The sequence below is a fragment of the Citrobacter sp. Cpo015 genome (assembly GCF_030333035.1).
GTDB lineage: Bacteria > Pseudomonadota > Gammaproteobacteria > Enterobacterales > Enterobacteriaceae > Citrobacter > Citrobacter portucalensis.
Map to the genome: position 1 here is coordinate 1 of NZ_JAOWGS010000023.1, position 15809 is coordinate 15809.

A 15809-nucleotide genomic window follows, 5' to 3' on the forward strand; every position below is an offset into this window, starting at 1 on the left:
GGCACTGTTGCAAAGTTAGCGATGAGGCAGCCTTTTGTCTTATTCAAAGGCCTTACATTTCAAAAACTCTGCTTACCAGGCGCATTTCGCCCAGGGGATCACCATAATAAAATGCTGAGGCCTGGCCTTTGCGTAGTGCACGCATCACCTCAATACCTTTGATGGTGGCGTAAGCCGTCTTCATGGATTTAAATCCCAGCGTGGCGCCGATTATCCGTTTCAGTTTGCCATGATCGCATTCAATCACGTTGTTCCGGTACTTAATCTGTCGGTGTTCAACGTCAGACGGGCACCGGCCTTCGCGTTTGAGCAGAGCAAGCGCGCGACCATAGGCGGGCGCTTTATCCGTGTTGATGAATCGCGGGATCTGCCACTTCTTCACGTTGTTGAGGATTTTACCCAGAAACCGGTATGCAGCTTTGCTGTTACGACGGGAGGAGAGATAAAAATCGACAGTGCGGCCCCGGCTGTCGACGGCCCGGTACAGATACGCCCAGCGGCCATTGACCTTCACGTAGGTTTCATCCATGTGCCACGGGCAAAGATCGGAAGGGTTACGCCAGTACCAGCGCAGCCGTTTTTCCATTTCAGGCGCATAACGCTGAACCCAGCGGTAAATCGTGGAGTGATCGACATTCACTCCGCGTTCAGCCAGCATCTCCTGCAGCTCACGGTAACTGATGCCGTATTTGCAGTACCAGCGTACGGCCCACAGAATGATGTCACGCTGAAAATGCCGGCCTTTGAATGGGTTCATGTGCAGCTCCATCAGCAAAAGGGGATGATAAGTTTATCACCACCGACTATTTGCAACAGTGCCTGTTCAGGTGCTCAAGAGTAGCACGCATATCAATAAACGATCGATAAAAACGATCGATTAATGACTTATTGATCGCTATAATCTATCAATAACTATTAATTCAATACAAATCAATAGGTAAAATCGATCAAGAGGATTCGTCATCCATGAAAGGTGTTATGTATCTGATTTCAATACAGGGAGTATTAGCGATACCATCACGCAAACGCTCTTAAAGCGTCGCTACGGCGTTTTGTAGGGTTTTGGTCATTCATGTGTGTCAGTAATGAACATCGCATTCAGGGGCTTCCTGTGCATTTTGTCCGAAACACCATCATGAAGGGGGACAGATCGGATCGGAGTCGCTTCGCTCTGGTCAGTACTGACAGGGCTTTTCCAGTAACTGAAACAACAGATACCCCACTAAGTACACAAAGGAATCATTTGTAGAATAAGTAATGAAATAACAGTCAGTTATGTACTGAATAACAGAACAGAAAAACGCGATTGGTTCGCTCTGCCAGTGACTGAAAGGAACGAAGCAGTAGAACCTAATCCAGCGAACAGTACACGCAAAGCGGGTACTGTTTAATTGTTTTATCTATGTAAACAATGGGATAGCTATCAAGTACTCACTGCGTGAGCACTCTCACTAACTACCCGAAACAGTTCGCTTGCTTCGCCGCTCCTGCTTTCAGGTAGTTAACTCGCTTTCTCACCTGGACTGATGTCCGTTTTTTCACTTAAGCATATATTATTAGGGGTTATTTTTGGACATATCGTTGCTTTTCATGTCGGTGTTTCGGACTGAATCTGCGTCTCTTTTTTGTACTGCCTTTTCGAATCGTCTCAACATGGCAGTTTTATCTTCAGTACTGAGATCGCGGTTAGTATCATTGTTCTGAAACTCACGGAACGAGTCTATTTCAAGTCCCGGATTTTCTTTTTTCCAGCGACTGAAACGCCTCGATTTTGTATCACTCAATTTAGGTAGTCTGTTAGCGTTTTTGGCTCCCTTTGGCCTTCCTGGTACACCCGGTGCTACGTTTTCCAATACTCCAGGAATATGTTTAATATTTGTACTCAATGACTCAGCCTGCCATTTATCAAACACGTAGACGGTTTGCTGTTCTTTACTGTCAAACTGACGCGATACCCCTCGTAATGCAAACTGGTATAGATTCTCGTACTCTCTGGCGATTTGAATATCCTCGCCCGTAATTTCTAATAGCAATTCGCATAGGCTAGCTTCAGTAGTATCAGGACGCATACAGGCAAGCCAGACACATGTATTCAGTTCTTTATAATCGTTTAAACCTCTGGCATCAGGACTTATCTTTGTACCGTGATGAAGTTTATGCTTATCATTATTGTTATTCGTCCAGTAAAAATCCTTGCCTGCAAGTTCATTATTAAGGTAATCGTAAATTCTTTGAAGTTGTTCGGGGTTATTATCCTTCCATGTTTTTGACAATTTTATTTCTTCAGAAAAATAAAAAACCTCTAAGCGTTGCTCTAAAGGTACTGTTCTTTGCTGAAGATTATTAATTGCTATACTTTCAAATGCTTCACTTCTAGCTTTATAAATCAAGGAGTTTTCAAAGTTGGCCCCCATGAAAGTTATTGGTAGCCCGAGGTATTTCGTGATATCTTTCCACCCAAGAATACTTAATTGAATTTTATCTGCATCAGTGAAATAGTCATTATTCATGATAAAAATATCATTCTCACTAATAACGGATAACTCCTGATATATTTTGTTTAATAAATCTCCACTTACAGTTTTCTTTTGTGCTGTTAAGTACTTTTGCTCTCCATCATCAAGAATCTCATGTTCTTTCATTAAGTCGCAATAAATTAATTTCTTGATAATGTTATTCCCATCATTAACTCTTTTGAAAGAATGAAAGTTAGTCACATCATCAAGCCATATTTCCCAACCTTCTAATAAATCGACAGGGATTTTAAAAAATGTCTTGTCACTAATGATCAGTACTCGTTCATTAGGTGACTTTAGAAAGTCCAGTACTGAATTGATTACGTTTGTCTTAGTACTGACAAGATCGCTAATTAACAACTTGCAATTACTGAAATTCTTAGCCGTTTGTTTAGCAAGTTTTTGTGTATTCTGTACTATAATAAATTTGCGTGTACTATCTTTAATATAATTATTAATCATCTTGCATAAAGCAGTAGTTTTACCTGAACCACACTCAGCAGTTACGTACTTAAACTTGTTATAAATAGGTGTAGGATTAATCATTTGTACACGCTCCATATTGATTAATTTAGAAAGGTCAGCCATTCCAGTGTCTGGCCTTTCGTTGTTTTAGTTATTAGTATTTAGGCATTGAAAAATAATTTTATTTGGCATAGTAAATCATGATTTATTGATTAAATACTCCACCGATTTTAGGTCATCATTCTGAACTGCCATAAATTCCACATCACCAGTTTTACTATCAATTACCATTGCTTGCTTCTCATTAACACCAATATAATTCACAACTAACATAATAGCATTTCCTAAACGCTTCATTTTTATATTTTTAATAACACGTTTAATCTTCACATTAAAATTAAGTCTTAAATTAGTATTCTTAGAGTCGAGCAAATCATCAGTGCACGATTCTTTTAAATCGCTAAATTTTTCATAACCAATATTTGATTGTTTTAACCTAGTAATTTCAGTTCGTATTTCGCTAATACGACGTTGGAGGTTTTTTAGTATACGTCTATCATTAGGGTCAGGTATGTATTCCTTTTCCATGTCTGCGAGTATTTCGCTACTATAATTTTCTTTTGTAGCTAGCTCTATTGAAAGATAGTTTATTTTGATTTGTATATCATCATCGTTTGACCTCAACATAGAAAAGTCAAAATTCCTGATATGTTCCAATAAAGCATTTTCTATAATCTTGTATTTGAAACCTCTTTCTTTGCATTTATCAATTTTCAATAGACTCCCACCACAACGAAAGTATGTATCACCTTTTTTATCGACAGAATTAACTTGGACATATCTGCCACAATTCATACATATACATAATCCTGCAAATAAATTATTAGCTTTTACATTTACTTTTCCCAACGGGTTTCTCTGCTTTCGTAAATCATTTACAGTTTCAAATAATGATTGTTCAACAACCACTGGATAGATAATCATACCATCTAAAATTTTACGTCCCGTAGAATTGAATTTACCAATAAGTCTTTGATCTTTAATTATTTTAACCAAATGATTAATAGTCGGCTCACTTTCATTTATCTGCATTTTTTTCTTTTTTAGTTCATCACGGATTGCAGCAGGTCCAAATCCATCAGCATACATTTTAAAAATAAGGTTGAACTTCTCAGCCTCACCTTCTTTTATCACATACTTATTATTTTTAACTTCTATCCATGATGGCACTCGATGTGTTAAAACAGATGTTCCTTCGATAGTATTTTTTATTCTTTCATCCCAGTTTTTAATACTTAAGCGAGCTTTGCGTTTACTTTCATTATGTGCTCGCTGTAAACCTCCTGAAATAATATTCAGATCACTATATTGGTGATGTATCATTTCTGTTTCTACTTCATGAATATCGCATCCAGCATTAATCAAGCTCAAGAATAATCCTGCGGCTCGGTTGGGTGCGGCTCTACTAAAGCGGTCTAGGTTTTCAATGACTAACACTGAATTAGTGATCTTTTTCTGTAACACATCATCTATAAAGTTTTTCAGTACAGAACCATCTTCGATATTTTTTCCGCTATATGCAGATACACCTTCGGCATACAACCAACTAATATCCCCAAACTCATAGCCACGGTTATGTTGAGAATCATCGTATGCAGCAACGTAATCTCGCAGCATTGTTTGCTGTCTCGACATGCCATAGCCATCTTTAGCTTGTCCTCTCGAACTGACACGAGCGTAGCAATACACCGCTTTTTTCATTTTATTTTCCCTAAAATCATAACAGTAAAAAGCAGTATATCATGGTGGTGATTGGCATTATTGCCATCCTTAGCGCCATCGGCATTCCGGCATATCAAAACTATCTGCGCAAAGCCGCGCTGACGGACATGCTGCAAACATTTGTCCCCTATCGCACGGCGGTTGAGCTCTGTGCACTGGAGCATGGCGGAACAAATACCTGCGATGCCGGAACGAATGGTATTCCCTCTCCAACAACTACCCGTTACGTCTCAGCCATGAGCGTTGAAAAGGGAGTTGTCAGCCTTAGTGGGCAGGAAAGCCTGAACGGGCTAAGCATCACCATGACGCCAGGTTGGGACAATGCCAACGGCATTACCGGCTGGAACCGAAACTGCGTCATCCAGAACGACAGCGCATTGCAGCAGGCCTGTGAAGACGTTTTCCGCTTCGATACCCACTAAGGAACAGAGATGAACACCACCCAACTTACGGCACTATGCCAACGTTATCAGGCAATATTACTGGATGCAGACAATGAAGTGGTGCATATCGCCGTCGTAGACGCCCCATCACACGAGCTGCTGGATGCGCTGCATTTTGCCACCACCCGACACATCGACATTGTCTGCTGGACACGTCAGCAAATGGAAGGCCACACGCATACACCGCAGAAAATGCTCCCGGCAGTGGTCACGAAAAGCAGCGCCAGCGCAGCAGACTTGCTGAATCAGACGTTTCATTCCGCTCTGACGCAACGGGCTTCTGATATTCATTTTGAACCCGAGGAAAATCACTATCGAATCAGATTACGCGTAGATGGCGTGCTTCACGCGTTACCGGAAGTCACGACCGAGATGGGCATAGCCATCACCGCAAGGTTAAAAGTATTAGGCAGCCTGGATATCGCCGAGCATCGGCTTCCACAAGACGGACAATTTACCGTTGAGATTTCAGGAGAGCCGGTCTCGTTTCGCATCGCCACCCTGCCCTGTCGCTACGGCGAAAAAGTCGTGTTACGGCTACTTCATCAGGTCGATCAGTCACTGGAGATCGCGGCGCTGGGAATGCAAGACGCGCAGCTGGCCGCATTTTCGCAAGCCTTGCAGCAGCCTCAGGGGCTGATTCTGGTTACCGGGCCTACCGGAAGCGGCAAAACGGTCACGCTGTACAGTGCGCTGCAAACTCGAAACACCCCGGATGTGAATCTTTGTAGCGTGGAGGATCCGGTAGAGATCCCGATCGCAGGCCTCAACCAGACGCAAATTCACCCACGCGCCGGTTTGACTTTTCAGGGAGTCTTACGCGCGCTGCTGCGCCAGGATCCCGACATTATCATGGTGAGTGAAATCCGCGATGGCGAAACGGCCGAAATAGCCCTTAAAGCCGCACAAACAGGCCATCTGGTTCTTTCTACGCTGCATACCAATTCCACCAGTGAAACGCTGGTGCGCCTGCAACAAATGGGTGTCGCACGCTGGATGATCGCCTCCGCGCTGACGCTCGTTATTGCACAGCGGTTGGTCAGAAAGTTGTGCCCCCATTGCCGACAACGTCAGAGTACGCCTATCACGCTCCCGAAAACTGTCTGGCCTACACCACTACCGAATTGGCAGGCCCCTGGCTGCAAACATTGTTATCACGGATTTTATGGCCGTACGGCATTGTTTGAAGTGCTCCCTGTTACTCCGGCATTACGTCAGAGTATTGCCAGTGGCACATCCGTAGACGAAGTGGAATCTGATGCTCAGCAATCAGGAATGAGAACGCTTTTCGAGAATGGCTGTCAGGCCGTCGAGCAAGGGTTAACGACATTTGAAGAGCTGATTCGTGTACTGGGCATGCCTCATGTCCACTAAACAGCTTTGGCGCTGGCAAGGCATTAACAACGAAGGTAGATCGCTGGAAGGAACGCTATGGGCCGATACCCGACCGTCATTGATGCTGGCTCTTGAGAAACAACAGATTACGCCGCTGCGCATTAAACGTATGCGTGTCAAAACCTCGCACTGGAGCCGTACAAGAAGTGCCGAAACCATACACCAGCTGGCGACATTGCTAAAAGCAGGGTTAACGCTCTCAACAGGGCTAGCTCTGCTTGCTGAACAGCATCCCAGCACTCAATGGCAGGCGCTACTGCGTACGCTGGCTTACGATATGGAACAGGGCATAACCCTCTCCGCCTCGTTATCACAATGGCAACACGTTTTTCCGCCCCTTTACCAGGCAATGATCCGTACCGGAGAACTTACGGGTAAGCTGGACGACTGCTGTTTTGAACTCGCCTACCAGCAAAAGAAACAACAGCAACTTGCTGATAAAGTTAAAAAAGCCCTGCGCTATCCGATCATCATCATAACAATGGCGGTGATGGTCGTATTTGCGATGCTGCAGTTTGTACTCCCTGAGTTTGCCGCTATCTACCAGACGTTCAACACCCCGCTACCGGCGCTCACTCAGTGGATTATTACCATCGCACACTGTAGCAGCCAATGGGGATGGCTGGCGGTAGCGCTTGGTCTGGTAGCAGTTGCCACACATCATTTGATAAAGCAGAAACCGTACTGGCTCATTCTGCGCCAGAAATTGCTGCTCAGCCTCCCGGTCATAGGGCCGATGGTGAGAGGGCAAAAACTCACGCAGATATTCACTGTTCTGGCGTTAACGCAAAATGCAGGCATTCCCTTTTTGCAGGGGCTTGAGAGCGTTACCGAAACGCTGGCTAACCCTTTCTGGTCTCAACGTTTAGCACTGGTTCAGCAGGACATCAGCTCAGGAAAACCGATCTGGTTAGCGCTTAAAAATAGTGGTGAATTCAGCCCATTGTGTATACAGCTGGTCAGAACTGGTGAAGCTTCCGGCTCGCTGGATGCAATGCTGCGTAATCTTGCTCATCACCATGGCGAGAAAACCATGGCTCAGGCTGAGAATTTGGCTGCATTACTTGAGCCTGCGTTGCTGGTCATTACGGGGCTTATCATCGGTACGCTGGTCGTCGCGATGTATTTACCGATTTTCCATTTGGGAGATGCGATGAGCGGGGTGGGATAGATTCAAATGCCGGATGGCGGCGTAACGCCATCAGGCATTTCACAGAACTAGCTGTTCTTACAAACTATTGAAAACGCGGTTTTCTTGTTCCTGTACACGAATAAACGTTGTACGTTTGGTCAGCTCTTTCAGACGGGATGCGCCCACATAGGTACAAGCAGAACGCAAACCGCCGAGGATATCGCGAGCGGTATTATCAACCGGGCCGCGCAGTGGCAGCTTGACGGTTTTACCTTCTGCAGCGCGGTACTGTGCAACACCACCTACGTGACGCGTCATGGCAGATTCAGAGCTCATACCGTAGAACAGCATGAATTTCTCACCGTTCTCTTCAACAATTTTGCCGCCACTTTCTTCATGACCAGCCAGCATGCCGCCGAGCATCACGAAGTCTGCACCGCCACCGAACGCTTTTGCCACGTCACCCGGCATGGTGCAGCCGCCGTCGCTGACAATCATGCCACCCAGACCGTGGGCTGCATCGGCGCATTCAATAACCGCAGAAAGCTGTGGATAGCCAACGCCGGTTTTTACACGCGTGGTACATACAGAACCTGGGCCAATGCCGACTTTGACAATATCAGCACCGGAGAGCACCAGCTCTTCGCACATTTCACCGGTGACCACATTGCCCGCACAGATCGTTTTAGTCGGCCATGCTTCACGCGCTTTCGACACGAACTGAACAAAATGCTCTGAGTAGCCATTAGCCACATCAATGCAGATAAAGTTCAGCGCGGGGTTGAGCGCCAGAATCTGTTTAGTTTTTTCGAAATCTGCATCAGACGTACCGGTTGAAACCATTACGTGTTTAAGCACATCGGCAGAGCTCTCTGCGATGAAGGCGGCCCAGTCTTCAACAGAATAGTGTTTGTGCACAGCGGTCAGGATGTCGAAGGAAGCCAGTGCCGTTGCCATGGCAAACGTCCCGACAGTGTCCATGTTCGCGGCAATAATAGGTACGCCGGACCAGGTCTGACCTGAATGCTTAAAGGTAAATTGACGTTCCAGCTCAACATCGGAACGGCTTTTGAGAGTAGAACGCTTAGGGCGGATAAGAACGTCTTTGAAACCTAACTTCAGATCTTCTTCGATACGCATGTGCGGATTCCTGGGGTTAATGGCGAAAAATCGAAACTCACAACTCCAGTGACGCTATCATACGCACTAATCAATGCCGCGCAAGACTGCGAAATTCTCTTTTTTTACGCTACAATCCCATAAATTTACCTGGCGAATAGTAGGTTAATCCTGCAGCAGCCTCGCCTTCGCACGCATAACTTTTAACTGTTTGATAATCAAACTTAAACTCCAGGATCGGCATCTATGAGGTATACGGTAGCCTTAACCGGCGGCATTGGCAGTGGTAAAAGCACCGTTGCAAATGCGTTCGCTGACCTCGGAATAAACGTCATTGATGCAGATATTATTGCGCGCCAGGTGGTTGAACCCGGCACACCTGCTCTTAAGGCGATCGAAGAACATTTTGGTTCCGACGTTATAGCCGCAGACGGATCGTTGCAGCGACGCATTTTACGCGAACGCATTTTTTCCAATCCTGAGGAGAAAAGCTGGCTGAATGCCCTGCTTCATCCGCTTATTCAGCAGGAAACCCAGCGTCAGTTTCAGCAAGCAACCTCTCCTTATCTGCTATGGGTTGTCCCTTTGCTGGTGGAAAATTCGCTGTATAAAAAAGCCGACCGCGTACTCGTGGTGGATGTCACCCCCGAAACCCAGCTCAGACGCACCATGCAGCGTGATGACGTCACGCGTGAGCATGTTGAACAAATTCTTGCTGCCCAGGCAACGCGTGAAGCGCGGCTGGCCGTGGCAGACGATGTTATTGATAATAATGGCGCACCGGAAGCCATCGCCTCGGATGTCGCCCGCCTGCACGCGCTCTATTTGCAATGCGCGTCGCAGTTTGTCTCACAGGAAAAACCGTAATGCACACCCAGGTCCTTTTTGAACACCCTCTCAATGAGAAGATGCGTACATGGCTGCGCATTGAGTTTTTAATCCAACAGCTCTCCGTTAATTTGCCTATTGCTGACCATGCCGGCGCTCTGCATTTTTTCCGCAATATCGGAGATTTACTGGATGTATTTGAACGCGGCGAAGTCCGTACCGAACTCCTCAAAGAACTGGAGCGACAGCAGCGTAAACTCCAGGCCTGGGTCGAAGTTCCCGGCGTCGATCAAAGCAGAATCGACTCTTTGCGTCAGCAGCTAAAAAGTGCAGGTAGCATTCTGATTTCTGCCCCGCGTATTGGACAGACACTGCGCGAAGATCGTCTGATTGGTCTCGTACGTCAGCGTTTAAGTATTCCTGGCGGGTGCTGCAGTTTCGATCTGCCGACTCTGCATATCTGGTTACACCTGGCACAGTCGCATCGTGACGCGCAGGTTGAAACCTGGCTTGCCAGCCTGAATCCGCTCAACCAGGCGCTGTCGCTGGTACTGGATTTAATTCGCAACTCAGCACCGTTTCGTAAGCAAACCAGCCTGAATGGTTTTTATCAGGACAACGGCGAAGATGCAGATCTGCTACGCTTGCAGTTGCCGCTTGATTCGCTGCTTTATCCGCAAATTTCTGGTCATAAGAGCCGTTTTGCCATCCGCTTTATGCCGCTGGATAGCGAGAATGGTCAGGTGCCTGAGCGCCTCGATTTTGAACTGGCGTGCTGTTAAGGAGTCAACATGTCTGAACAAACCATCGTCAACTGCCCAACCTGCGGCAAGCCTGTAGTATGGGCTGAGGTCAGTCCGTTTCGCCCATTCTGCAGCAAGCGCTGCCAGTTAATCGATCTGGGAGAGTGGGCCGCAGAAGAGAAACGCATCCCAAGCTCTGGTGATCTGTCAGAAAGCGACGACTGGAGTGAAGAACAGAAGTAATTCTGCTAAAACGGTGGGTCGGATTAGGCAACGCCGCACCCGGCATTTTATGTTGTTTTGCCTGATGGCGCTGCGCTTATCAGGCCTACGAACTAAAACGTAGGGCGGGCAAGCGTAGCGCCCCGCCATAATTTGCCGGATGCGGCGTTGCCTTATCCGGCCTACAGCACCATTAGCCAGCTATCAGCTTTTCAATGACCGGTGCATTCGCGGGCGGGAAATCCTGCGCATTCAGAGCATCTTGCGCAATCCACTGCGCCGGTTGCCCCTCTTTTCCCCACGGCTCGCCTTCCCAGCTTTCAACCAGCCAGAACCACAGAGTGATATGCCTGTCCGGAAACTGATACTCCAGCTTTTCGAACAATGAGCTTTGAGTCGGCGTGATCCCCACTTCTTCCTGTAGCTCGCGAATCAGCGCCTGCTCCGGCGTTTCGCCCGCTTCAATTTTCCCGCCGGGGAATTCCAGCTTATTTGCCATGTGGGCATCAGCCGCACGCTGGGTGATAAAAATTTCATGTTGCTGATTACGAATAATCCCGACGGCGATTTGCAGTATTTTCATCTTTATCGTCCATAAAAAAGGCGCAGAATTCTGCGCCTTTTCAGTAAGTTATTTTCTTAGCTCAGACGGCCGTGGCACTGTTTGTATTTTTTGCCAGAGCCGCAAGGACACGGATCGTTACGACCCACTTTACGATCGCCGGTTTGTGCTGCCAGCTCTTCTGCTGCGGCAGAATCGTCGCCTTTATGACTCAACTGCTGCATCTGCGCTAAGCGCTCAGCTTCTTCACGACGCTGCTGCTCCATGGCTTCGACTTCTTCAGGCATACGCACCTGAACTTTGCTCAGGGTGCTGATCACTTCATATTTCAGTGATTCCAGCATTGACGCAAACATAGAGAAGGATTCACGCTTGTATTCCTGCTTCGGATCTTTTTGCGCATAACCACGCAGGTGGATACCCTGGCGCAGATAGTCCATCGCAGCAAGGTGCTCTTTCCACAGAGAGTCGAGAGTTTGCAGCATCACGCCTTTTTCGAAGTGACGCATCATCTCCGCGCCCACTACTTCTTCTTTACGCTGATAAACTTCGATGGCGTTTGCCAGGATACGTTCACGCAGCGTTTCTTCGTGCAGCTCAGGCTCTTTATCCAGCCACTCAGAAATCGGCATCTCAAGATCGAAGTCGTTTTTCAGACGTTCCTGCAGACCCGGGATATCCCACATTTCTTCCAGAGACTGCGGCGGAATATAGGCATCAATAGTTGCTTTGAAGACATCTTCACGGATGCTGTTGATGGTTTCGCTAACGTCAGTTACGTCCAGCAGTTCGTTACGCTGGGTGTAGATAGCACGACGCTGATCGTTGGCAACGTCATCATATTCCAGCAGCTGCTTACGAATATCGAAGTTGCGGCTTTCCACTTTACGCTGCGCGTTAGCAATTGCTTTGGTCACCCATGGGTGTTCAATGGCTTCACCTGGCTTCATACCCAGTTTACGCATCATGCCTGACACGCGGTCAGAGGCAAAAATACGCATCAGCGCATCTTCCATCGACAGATAGAAACGGGAAGAGCCCGCATCACCCTGACGACCTGAACGACCACGCAGCTGGTTATCGATACGGCGAGATTCGTGACGCTCGGTACCGATAATATGCAAGCCACCGGCAGCTAATACCGCGTCATGGCGAACCTGCCACTCGGCTTTAATCTGCGCGATTTGTTCCGGAGTTGGGTTTTCCAGCTCGGCTACTTCCGCCTGCCAGCTACCGCCCAGCACGATATCGGTACCACGACCGGCCATGTTCGTCGCGATAGTCACGGCTGACGGATAACCCGCCTGGGCGACGATTGCAGCTTCGTTGGCGTGGAACTTGGCGTTCAGAACGTTGTGTTTGATACCCGCTTTGCTCAGTTCGTTAGATACCACTTCCGATTTTTCAATGGAGATAGTACCTACCAGCACCGGCTGGCCATTTGCGGTACGCTCTTTAATATCTTCAATGATCGCCTGAATTTTTTCCGCTTCGGTCATGTACACCAGATCCGGTAAATCCTTACGGATCATCGGACGGTTGGTCGGCACAACCACGGTATCCAGTTTGTAGATGGAGCTAAATTCAAACGCTTCAGTGTCGGCTGTACCGGTCATACCGGCCAGTTTTTCGTACAAACGGAAGTAGTTCTGGAAGGTAATAGATGCCAGCGTCTGGTTCTCGTTCTGGATCTCTACGCCTTCTTTAGCTTCAACAGCCTGGTGCAGACCATCGGACCAGCGACGCCCCTGCATGGTACGACCGGTGTGTTCATCGACGATGATAACTTCGCCGTCTTTCACGATGTAGTCTACGTCGCGGGTAAACAGCACGTGCGCACGCAGTGCGGCAGTCACGTGGTGCATCAGCATAATGTTGCCTGGAGAGTACAGTGACTCGCCCTCGTCCATAATGCCTTCGTTAACCAGCAGCTCTTCAATCAGTACCAGACCACGTTCGGTCAGGTTAACCTGGCGCGCTTTCTCATCAACAGAGAAGTGGCCTTCGCCCTGGAACGTGTCGGAATCTTCCTTCTCCTGACGGATCAGGTGCGGGATGATTTTGTTCACTTTTTTGTACATTTCCGAGCTGTCTTCAGCCGGGCCGGAAATGATCAGCGGCGTACGCGCTTCATCGATCAGGATGGAGTCGACTTCATCGACCAGCGCATAGTGCAGTTTACGTTGAACACGCTCTTCCGGACTAAACGCCATGTTGTCACGCAGGTAGTCAAAGCCGTATTCGTTGTTGGTACCGTAAGTAATATCGGCGTTGTAGGCTTCACGCTTGGCTGGCGCAGGCAGGCCAGACATGTTGATACCAACGGTCATGCCGAGGAATTCAAACAGCGGGCGGTTATTTTCGGCATCACGCTGAGCCAGATAGTCGTTCACGGTAACCACGTGTACGCCCTTCCCGCTTAATGCGTTCAGGTAGGCTGGCAGCGTCGCGGTAAGGGTTTTACCTTCACCAGTACGCATTTCCGCGATGCAGCGATCGTTAAGCACCATACCGCCCAGCAGCTGAACGTCGAAGTGACGCATACCGAACACACGCTTACTCGCTTCACGCACTACGGCGAACGCTTCCGGGATCAGGCTCTCAACGCTGGCACCTTTTTCCAGACGGGCGCGGAATTCAGCGGTCTTCGCTTTCAGTTCATCATCGGAGAGTTTTTCCATCTCCGGTTCCATCGCGTTGATGACATTGACCACTTTACGCATACGACGCAGCGTACGCTCGTTACGGCTACCGAATACTTTCGTTAATAATTTGATTAGCATAATAAAATCTCAAACGCCCCGCGGTGCGGAGTCAAAAATTATAAGTTGGAAGGTTCTTTTTTAGCTGAGGCGTTGAGGACCAGCGCGGATACCCTGCAGCTGGCTGATCCAGACCGGAACGCTAAACGCGGCCTGAGAGGTAAAGTGTGCGTATGTCACGCGACTTACTGTCGCGGGCGGAGTGCCTTCCTGCGTCAGCATCGCGCTGAGCGTATTCAGTAACGCAAGATGGTGCGCCTGGATTGGCAATGGCTCTTCGGCAACGGGCAACGCCTGAGGTGCCATGGCAAAAGAAAGATGGCGGATAACCGTACGAATGGCATGTTGATGCCAGTAATCGACGGTAAAATTTGGGCGGCGATTGGTCGCTTCCAGCAAAGCAAGCTGGCTAAAGTTAACTTTAGCGCCTTGATCGTGATTGCTGGCGGTCGCCTTCGCGGGGGTATTAGGTTCAGCAGCATTACCGAGCGCGGGCAGGCCAAAACTAGCCGCGACCATCCCCAACAGGAGATGCGGCCAGAAGTACCGTCTGCCTAACTGTCGCCAGCGCGTCAGTATTCCACTCACGTTATTGCCACCTGATATACCCTGCGTTTGGGGTTACAAATGCAAAACCATTTTTTGCGCACAAATCTTACCATTAATGCGTTCGCACCACAGCAGTAATGACAGCAAGTCGCGGGTAAATATGCTTAAGAAAGCAGCGATCGAACGGTATTTTAATCTACCTGTGAGGAAAAAGTCGCTTCAGATAAGGTGGTTTGCACTCGGAAGATAAAAAAACGACTGGCTCACCTGGCCGGAGAGAGTGCCAGATTGACCAGTCGAATTTATGCGACAGCGTATGTCGTTATGCCAGTACGGTCGATGGTGCTTTGAACGCCAACGGCAGTTCTGCATCGTCCTGGAAGGTCACATATTCCCAGGCTTCCTGTTTTGCCAGGACCGCCTGCAACAGTTTGTTATTCAATGCATGACCGGATTTATACGCGGTAAATGCACCAATAATGTTGTGACCACACATGAACAAGTCACCGATCGCGTCGAGCATTTTGTGACGAACGAATTCATCTTCAAAACGCAGGCCGTCTTCGTTCAATACGCGATAATCGTCAACAACGATGGCACAATCGAAGCTGCCGCCCAGGCACAGGCCGCGGGACTGCAGATATTCGATATCACGCATGAAGCCGAAAGTACGCGCACGGCTGATCTGACGCATGAACGCATCCGCAGAGAAGTTCATCGCGTAGCGCTGCGTGCTGGAGTCGATCGCCGGATGGTTAAAGTCGATGGTGAAATCCAACGTAAAACCATTATACGGCTTAAACTCAGCCCACTTATCGCCATCTTCGACACGAACGGTCTCTTTGATGCGAACAAATTTTTTGGCGCTGCTCAGTTCTTCAATACCTGCATCAAGCAGCAGATAAACGAACGGAGCGGCACTGCCATCCATGATCGGGATTTCCGGTGCGTTAACTTCAATAACGATGTTATCGATACCTAAACCCGCCAGAGCAGCATTAAGGTGCTCTACGGTTGAAATCCGTACATCATGCTCATTGACCAGACACGTACAGAGCATGGTATCACGCACAGATTTGGCATCGGCCGGGAAATCTACCGGAGGATTCAAGTCGGTGCGACGATAGATGACCCCGGTGTTGGCCGGCGCAGGGCGTAATGTCAGGGTGACTTTTTTGCCGGTATGCAAACCGACGCCAGTCGCCTGAACGATACGTTTAAGAGTCCTTTGTTTGATCATCGTATAATCTCGCCAAATTACCTATCCAACCGAAGTGTACTATACATTCGG

Annotated in this window: 14 protein-coding genes; 6 read left to right on the forward strand and 8 right to left on the reverse strand. The window is 48.0% G+C overall.

What is annotated here, in order from left to right:
- Positions 1–52 precede the first annotated feature (52 nt).
- The 3 genes from OGY67_RS07155 to OGY67_RS07165 form a co-directional block, all read right to left on the reverse strand.
- Positions 53–757, reverse strand: a complete 705-nt coding sequence (locus OGY67_RS07155) for an IS6-like element IS26 family transposase (protein ID WP_001067855.1) — start codon at positions 755–757, stop codon at positions 53–55.
- 799 nt (positions 758–1556) lie between these two features.
- The gene (locus OGY67_RS07160; RefSeq protein WP_283090789.1) at positions 1557–3104 is read right to left on the reverse strand and encodes a DEAD/DEAH box helicase family protein; all 1548 of its coding nucleotides are present in this window, start codon (positions 3102–3104) and stop codon (positions 1557–1559) included.
- A 75-nt stretch (positions 3105–3179) separates the two neighbouring features.
- Complete coding sequence (locus OGY67_RS07165; RefSeq protein ID WP_275377468.1) at positions 3180–4742, reverse strand: recombinase zinc beta ribbon domain-containing protein; 1563 nt, start codon at positions 4740–4742, stop codon at positions 3180–3182.
- Between the two features lie 41 nt (positions 4743–4783).
- Between OGY67_RS07165 and ppdD the strand changes: the two genes are divergently transcribed.
- The 3 genes from ppdD to hofC are packed head-to-tail and all read left to right on the forward strand — an operon-like array spanning position 4784 to position 7772.
- Positions 4784–5185 (forward strand): prepilin peptidase-dependent pilin, encoded by a 402-nt coding sequence (gene ppdD, locus OGY67_RS07170; RefSeq protein ID WP_048227090.1) that lies wholly within the window; start codon positions 4784–4786, stop codon positions 5183–5185.
- Between the two features lie 9 nt (positions 5186–5194).
- Positions 5195–6580 (forward strand): type II secretion system protein GspE, encoded by a 1386-nt coding sequence (gene gspE, locus OGY67_RS07175; RefSeq protein ID WP_286573817.1) that lies wholly within the window; start codon positions 5195–5197, stop codon positions 6578–6580.
- Entirely contained in the window at positions 6570–7772 is a 1203-nt protein-coding gene (hofC, locus tag OGY67_RS07180) for a protein transport protein HofC (protein ID WP_071446600.1), read from the forward strand. Before gspE ends, hofC begins: the two co-directional genes overlap by 11 nt.
- Positions 7773–7829: 57 nt before the next feature.
- Here the strand turns inward: hofC and OGY67_RS07185 are convergent, their stop codons facing one another.
- Positions 7830–8873, reverse strand: a complete 1044-nt coding sequence (locus tag OGY67_RS07185) for a GMP reductase (RefSeq protein ID WP_003829510.1) — start codon at positions 8871–8873, stop codon at positions 7830–7832.
- 225 nt (positions 8874–9098) lie between these two features.
- On the opposite strand from OGY67_RS07185, the gene coaE reads away from it, so the two are divergent.
- From coaE to yacG, 3 genes are read left to right on the forward strand one after another with little or no spacing between them, the layout of a single operon-like run.
- Positions 9099–9719, forward strand: coding sequence for a dephospho-CoA kinase (gene coaE / locus OGY67_RS07190; RefSeq protein ID WP_003829511.1), 621 nt, complete (start codon positions 9099–9101; stop codon positions 9717–9719).
- Positions 9719–10462: a cell division protein ZapD gene (zapD, locus tag OGY67_RS07195; protein WP_003829513.1), complete on the forward strand. Its 744-nt coding sequence runs from the start codon at positions 9719–9721 to the stop codon at positions 10460–10462. The genes coaE and zapD overlap by 1 nt, the downstream gene beginning before the upstream one ends.
- A 9-nt stretch (positions 10463–10471) precedes the next feature.
- Positions 10472–10666, forward strand: a complete 195-nt coding sequence (gene yacG, locus OGY67_RS07200; protein ID WP_003018740.1) for a DNA gyrase inhibitor YacG — start codon at positions 10472–10474, stop codon at positions 10664–10666.
- A 172-nt stretch (positions 10667–10838) separates the two neighbouring features.
- Here the strand turns inward: yacG and mutT are convergent, their stop codons facing one another.
- From mutT to lpxC, 4 genes are all read right to left on the reverse strand, one after another.
- The gene (gene mutT / locus OGY67_RS07205; RefSeq protein ID WP_008786200.1) at positions 10839–11228 is read right to left on the reverse strand and encodes an 8-oxo-dGTP diphosphatase MutT; all 390 of its coding nucleotides are present in this window, start codon (positions 11226–11228) and stop codon (positions 10839–10841) included.
- 56 nt (positions 11229–11284) lie between these two features.
- Positions 11285–13990, reverse strand: a complete 2706-nt coding sequence (gene secA, locus OGY67_RS07210) for a preprotein translocase subunit SecA (protein WP_003829517.1) — start codon at positions 13988–13990, stop codon at positions 11285–11287.
- Between the two features lie 60 nt (positions 13991–14050).
- On the reverse strand, positions 14051–14557 hold the full coding sequence (gene secM / locus OGY67_RS07215) for a secA translation cis-regulator SecM (protein ID WP_003829520.1): 507 nt from the start codon (positions 14555–14557) through the stop codon (positions 14051–14053).
- Between the two features lie 283 nt (positions 14558–14840).
- Positions 14841–15758: a UDP-3-O-acyl-N-acetylglucosamine deacetylase gene (lpxC, locus tag OGY67_RS07220; protein ID WP_006686706.1), complete on the reverse strand. Its 918-nt coding sequence runs from the start codon at positions 15756–15758 to the stop codon at positions 14841–14843.
- Positions 15759–15809: the final 51 nt, after the last annotated feature.

What these genes read in the sequence shown, in the direction of transcription:
- OGY67_RS07155 (WP_001067855.1), bottom strand. Translation starts at nt 757, where the DNA reads ATGAACCCATTCAAAGGCCGGCATTTTCAGCGTGACATCATTCTGTGG.
- OGY67_RS07160 (WP_283090789.1), bottom strand. Translation starts at nt 3,104, where the DNA reads ATGGCTGACCTTTCTAAATTAATCAATATGGAGCGTGTACAAATGATT.
- OGY67_RS07165 (WP_275377468.1), bottom strand. Translation starts at nt 4,742, where the DNA reads ATGAAAAAAGCGGTGTATTGCTACGCTCGTGTCAGTTCGAGAGGACAA.
- ppdD (WP_048227090.1), top strand. Translation starts at nt 4,784, where the DNA reads ATGGTGGTGATTGGCATTATTGCCATCCTTAGCGCCATCGGCATTCCG.
- gspE (WP_286573817.1), top strand. Translation starts at nt 5,195, where the DNA reads ATGAACACCACCCAACTTACGGCACTATGCCAACGTTATCAGGCAATA.
- hofC (WP_071446600.1), top strand. Translation starts at nt 6,570, where the DNA reads ATGTCCACTAAACAGCTTTGGCGCTGGCAAGGCATTAACAACGAAGGT.
- OGY67_RS07185 (WP_003829510.1), bottom strand. Translation starts at nt 8,873, where the DNA reads ATGCGTATCGAAGAAGATCTGAAGTTAGGTTTCAAAGACGTTCTTATC.
- coaE (WP_003829511.1), top strand. Translation starts at nt 9,099, where the DNA reads ATGAGGTATACGGTAGCCTTAACCGGCGGCATTGGCAGTGGTAAAAGC.
- zapD (WP_003829513.1), top strand. Translation starts at nt 9,719, where the DNA reads ATGCACACCCAGGTCCTTTTTGAACACCCTCTCAATGAGAAGATGCGT.
- yacG (WP_003018740.1), top strand. Translation starts at nt 10,472, where the DNA reads ATGTCTGAACAAACCATCGTCAACTGCCCAACCTGCGGCAAGCCTGTA.
- mutT (WP_008786200.1), bottom strand. Translation starts at nt 11,228, where the DNA reads ATGAAAATACTGCAAATCGCCGTCGGGATTATTCGTAATCAGCAACAT.
- secA (WP_003829517.1), bottom strand. Translation starts at nt 13,990, where the DNA reads ATGCTAATCAAATTATTAACGAAAGTATTCGGTAGCCGTAACGAGCGT.
- lpxC (WP_006686706.1), bottom strand. Translation starts at nt 15,758, where the DNA reads ATGATCAAACAAAGGACTCTTAAACGTATCGTTCAGGCGACTGGCGTC.